Raw genomic sequence first — 4,139 nt, 5'->3', positions numbered from 1 at the left:
ACCGGTGCATCGCCGCCGTCGAATGCACCGTCATGGTGCCACCAGCACCATGCTGGCGCCAGCACCGGATTTCGGACCTGCCGGCTGGCCTCGCACTGCGGCCGCGCCGCGCCGGCGGAGTAGAATAACGGTCTTTGCAGCAGGCGTGGCCGCGATCGGCGTCACGCCCGTATCGATCCCAACCCGCGACCCGAACCCGCGACCCAATCCCGCGATCCAAACCGCCCTTGCAATGACCATCCGAGACGCGCTTCTGCAGGCCGCCAACGCGCGGCAACAACAGGACCAACTGCCCTACTACGGCGCGCTGACGCCGCAGCAGGCCTACGATCTGCTGCTGGCCGATCCCGCCGCGGTGCTGGTCGACGTACGCACCCAGGCCGAGCTGGACTGGGTCGGCGGCCCGGACGTGCCGGAGCGCCAGTCTCTGCATGTGGAATGGTCCGGCTATCCGGGCGGCGCGCAGAATCCGCGTTTCGTCGAGGAACTGAAGGCGAAGGTGCCGCAGGACGCGCCGGTGCTGTTCCTGTGCCGCAGCGCGGCGCGCTCGAAGCACGCCGCCCGGGTCGCCACCGAGGCCGGCTACCGCTACGCGATCGATGTGCTGGAAGGCTTCGAAGGGCCTCGCGACGAACACCATCACCGCAAGACCGTCGAGGGCTGGTGCGTGCGCGGGCTGCCTTGGCACGGGGCTTGAGGGCTGGACAGAGTCGTCCATGCGCTTGTTTTCTCCCCTCTCCCGCCCTGCGGGAGAGGGGTCGGGGGAGAGGGCAACCGCGCTCGCCAGGGCGATGCGCTGACACATAGCCACCGCTCTATCCCTCTGCCCCAGCCCCTCTCCCGCGAGCTGGAGAGGGGAGCAAACCCGGCGAGACTGGCAGCGCAATAGCCTACGGCCTGTTCACCCCGCGCTGACGCCCGCCCCCGCGTTCTCCACTACCTCGAATCCCATCGCCCGCACGCCGTCGCGCAGCATCGCGTAGGCCGGCTCCACCAGCGCTGGCGTGCCCTTGACGCCCAGATCGATATGCCGGCGCGCATAGAGCTCGCCGCGCTGGGCGTCGCCGACCGACGGCAGGCTGAACACGCGCACGCCCGGGAAGGCGGTCTCGACCTGCTCCATCAGCGGCGTCAGCGTCGATTCGGGCGCCTCGAACACCAGGAAAGCGCGCTCGACATGCTGGACCTGGTGGAACAGGTGCGAATACTCGTTGTCCAGCACCCACTCCATCATCGGCCACGCCATCACCGGGAAGCCCGGCATGAAGTGGTGGTGGCCGATCGAGAAGCCCGGGATCCGGTTGTAGCTGTTGGGGATGATGCGGGCGCCCCGCGGGAATTCGCCCATCTTGAAGCGATGCTGGTTCTCGGGCAGCGACAGATCGGCCTTGACCGGGTCGCCGCCCGCCGTTTCCGCGATCCGCTGCGCGATCAGCTCCCGCGCCTCGGGATGCAGCTCGAGCGGCACGCCCAGCGCCGCCGCCGCGCACTGGCGCGTGTGGTCGTCAGGCGTGGCGCCGATGCCGCCGGTGCAGAACACCACGTCGGGGCCCGCCAGCGTGCGCCGCAGCGTCGCGGTGATGCGCTCGCGTTCGTCGCCGACATACTCGGCCCATTGCAGCGCCAGTCCGCGCTCGGCCAGCAGCGCGATCGCGCGCCGCATGTGCTTGTCCTCGCGTCGTCCCGACAGAATCTCGTCGCCGATCACGATCAGGCCGAAACCCATGATTCCCCTCTTTTCAGGATGATTCGATGCGGCGCACGTCCGACGGCGCCAGCTCAATGACGTCCGGCCCGGCCGGGGGCGGCGCCACCGACTGCCGCTCGGCGCGCAGCTGGCCGAGCGCGTGCAGGCAGTAGTGGCCGAACCACAGCGCCGAGAAGATGAAGATCAGCGCGTAGAGCCACAGCGCGCCGGCCAGCACGAACGGAAACAGGAAGATGATCGCCGCCGAGGACACCCACAGCAGCGTCGGCGCGGAGCCCAGCAGGCCGACCACCACGCCGATGATCAGCAGCGGCATCCGGTGGCGCCGCATGATGGCCTTGCGCTCGTCGGCGCTGGCATGGTCGGCCAACGCGTCATAGGTCATCACGCGATAGGTCAGCCAGCCCCACAGCAGCGGCGGCACCAGCGCGAAGAACGGCGGCACCAGCCACAGCGGCAGCGAGATCAGCACCAGCAGCAGGAACACGCCGGTGCTCGACAGCGAATGCCAGACGCTGCCCAGCACGCTGCCGCCCTTGCTCTTGGCCAGCTCCGGATAGCTGCGCTCGAGAAAGCGCACCGCCGCCGGCACCGACCACAGCCCGATGAACAGCAGCAACGAGGCGACCGCCAGCGGAATCGTCAGCGCGACCACGAACAGCGGCGCCACCACCGCGCGCAGCGACGACAGGCCGAACCAGTCGAGCGCGCCGTAGATCCAGCTGGTGAAGATCGAGGTTTCGAGGAAGCCGCGCGCGGCGGTCATCACCGGATCCCAGGTGAAGTACAGCAGGCCGCCCCAGAACACGGTGGCCAGTACGAAGGGAATCACGGTCAGCGCCAGCATGCGCGGATGCAGCTGGCTGATCAGCGCGCGGACGAAGGAGCGGACGAGGTCGTTCATGCAATGCGAAGGTCGAAACGGATCGGCGCGGATTCCGATGGCGTCATGCCGATGGCGTCATGCCGAGGGCGCGGGCCTCGCGCAGCGGGGCGGCGGCCGGCCGGCGGGGCCGATTCAGGTGGGACAGACTAGCACACGTGCCGGCAACGCATCGTGTCGGAGCGGCATGGCGCCGCCCACGGCAGCGAACTCAGGCGCGCCGGAACCAGCGCTTGATGCCGTACCACTGCTGCTGCAGCAGGCCCGCACCGTAGTCGCGCCCATGCCCCGCCGGCGGCGGCAGCTGGTCGCGGATGCCGGTGGCCTGGTAGCCGTCGACGAAGCGCGCGGTGCCGAACAGCATGTCCCACCAGGGGAACAGCACGCCGTAGTTGCAGCCGCCCAGCCGCGCCGGCTGTCCGTGCGCCTCGTGGCCGATGCCGATCGCATGATGGGTGCGGTGAAAGCGCGGCGATACCAGCAAGCGCTCGCCGATGCGGCCGAAATGCAGCCGCACGTTGGCATGCTGCAGGCTCTGCATCAGCTGCGACAGCGCCACCAGCAGCAGGAACTGCGACGGCTCGACGCCGATCGCCAGCGCGGTCAGCGCGAACACCAGGCTGCGCAGCAGGTCGTCGAGCAGATGGTTGCGGTTGTCGCTCCACAGCGTCATCTGCCGCTGGCTGTGATGGACCGCATGCAGGCACCACCACCAGCGCACGGTGTGCGACAGCCGGTGATACCAGTAGCCGAGCAGGTCGAACAGCAGCAGATAGACGAGGAAGCTGACCAGCGGCTCGCTGGTGACCCCGGGCCACCAGTCCTCGACGTTGATCCGCTGCCAGCCGGCCAGGTGCAGGCGCCCTTCGATCGCGTCGACGACCGGATCGAGCGTGAAGAACAGCACCAGCCGGAACAGGCCGAGCCGGTGGATCATCGTGTACAGCATGTCGGTGCGGATCGCGGCGCGATCGGTGACCGGCTCGACCGGACGCAGCCGCTCCAGCGGCCACAGCAGCGCGACCATCACGGTCAGCTGCAGCAGCCCGACCACCAGCCATTCGGTGCCGGTGAACGCGTCCTCCGCATAGCCGCCGAGGCCGACTGCGTAGACGACCGGCAGCACCACGTGCTGGAACAGCGCGCCCTCGAGATCGCCGAGCCAGGCGTCCAGTGTCTGCAGCATCAGTTGGCCCCTTTGCCGTTGCCGGCCGGGCTGGCCTGGCGGTAGTCCGGATGCTCGCGCAGCGTGGCGAAGCAGAACCCCTTGCGGCGCAGCCCCTCGATCAGCGGCTCGAGCACGGCCGGCGCCCACGGATCGCGGCGAGACCAGATACCAAGGTGCGCCATCGCGATATCGCCGTCGCGCAGGTCGCGCAGCGCCCGCGTCAGCAGCGCGGTGTTCGGATAACGATCCGAATCAAGTTCGTCGCCGAGAAAGCCCGCCTGCGCCCAGCCGACATGGCGATAGCCGCATTGCCGCGCCCAGGCCAGCGTCTGCTGCGCGGTGCGGCCGCCGGGCGCGCGCCACAGCGGCTCCATGCCGAC

The 4,139-nt window shown here is 69.3% G+C and carries 4 protein-coding genes and 1 pseudogene; 1 reads left to right on the top strand and 4 read right to left on the bottom strand.

Going from position 1 to position 4,139, the window contains the following annotated elements:
* Window positions 1–232: 232 nt before the first annotated feature.
* A complete protein-coding gene (locus B551_RS14615; RefSeq protein ID WP_006579615.1) occupies window positions 233–697 on the top strand; it encodes a rhodanese-like domain-containing protein in 465 nt (154 codons plus the stop codon).
* A 204-nt stretch (window positions 698–901) separates the two neighbouring features.
* Here the strand turns inward: B551_RS14615 and B551_RS14610 are convergent, their stop codons facing one another.
* From B551_RS14610 to B551_RS14595, 4 genes and pseudogenes are all read right to left on the bottom strand, one after another.
* Window positions 902–1,726, bottom strand: coding sequence for a molybdopterin-binding protein (locus tag B551_RS14610; protein WP_006579614.1), 825 nt, complete (start codon window positions 1,724–1,726; stop codon window positions 902–904).
* 13 nt (window positions 1,727–1,739) lie between these two features.
* Entirely contained in the window at window positions 1,740–2,612 is an 873-nt protein-coding gene (locus B551_RS14605; protein WP_006579613.1) for an EI24 domain-containing protein, read from the bottom strand.
* 190 nt (window positions 2,613–2,802) lie between these two features.
* Entirely contained in the window at window positions 2,803–3,777 is a 975-nt protein-coding gene (locus B551_RS14600) for a sterol desaturase family protein (RefSeq protein ID WP_006579612.1), read from the bottom strand.
* Window positions 3,777–4,139, bottom strand: a pseudogene (locus B551_RS14595) (peptidase A8); the annotation flags it as partial. The gene B551_RS14600 and the pseudogene B551_RS14595, both read right to left, overlap by 1 nt.

This window comes from Cupriavidus sp. HPC(L), from assembly GCF_000307735.3.
GTDB lineage: Bacteria > Pseudomonadota > Gammaproteobacteria > Burkholderiales > Burkholderiaceae > Cupriavidus.
This window is presented reverse-complemented; position numbering and strand designations above follow the sequence as displayed.

What these genes read in the sequence shown, in the direction of transcription:
- B551_RS14615 (WP_006579615.1), top strand. Translation starts at nt 233, where the DNA reads ATGACCATCCGAGACGCGCTTCTGCAGGCCGCCAACGCGCGGCAACAA.
- B551_RS14610 (WP_006579614.1), bottom strand. Translation starts at nt 1,726, where the DNA reads ATGGGTTTCGGCCTGATCGTGATCGGCGACGAGATTCTGTCGGGACGA.
- B551_RS14605 (WP_006579613.1), bottom strand. Translation starts at nt 2,612, where the DNA reads ATGAACGACCTCGTCCGCTCCTTCGTCCGCGCGCTGATCAGCCAGCTG.
- B551_RS14600 (WP_006579612.1), bottom strand. Translation starts at nt 3,777, where the DNA reads ATGCTGCAGACACTGGACGCCTGGCTCGGCGATCTCGAGGGCGCGCTG.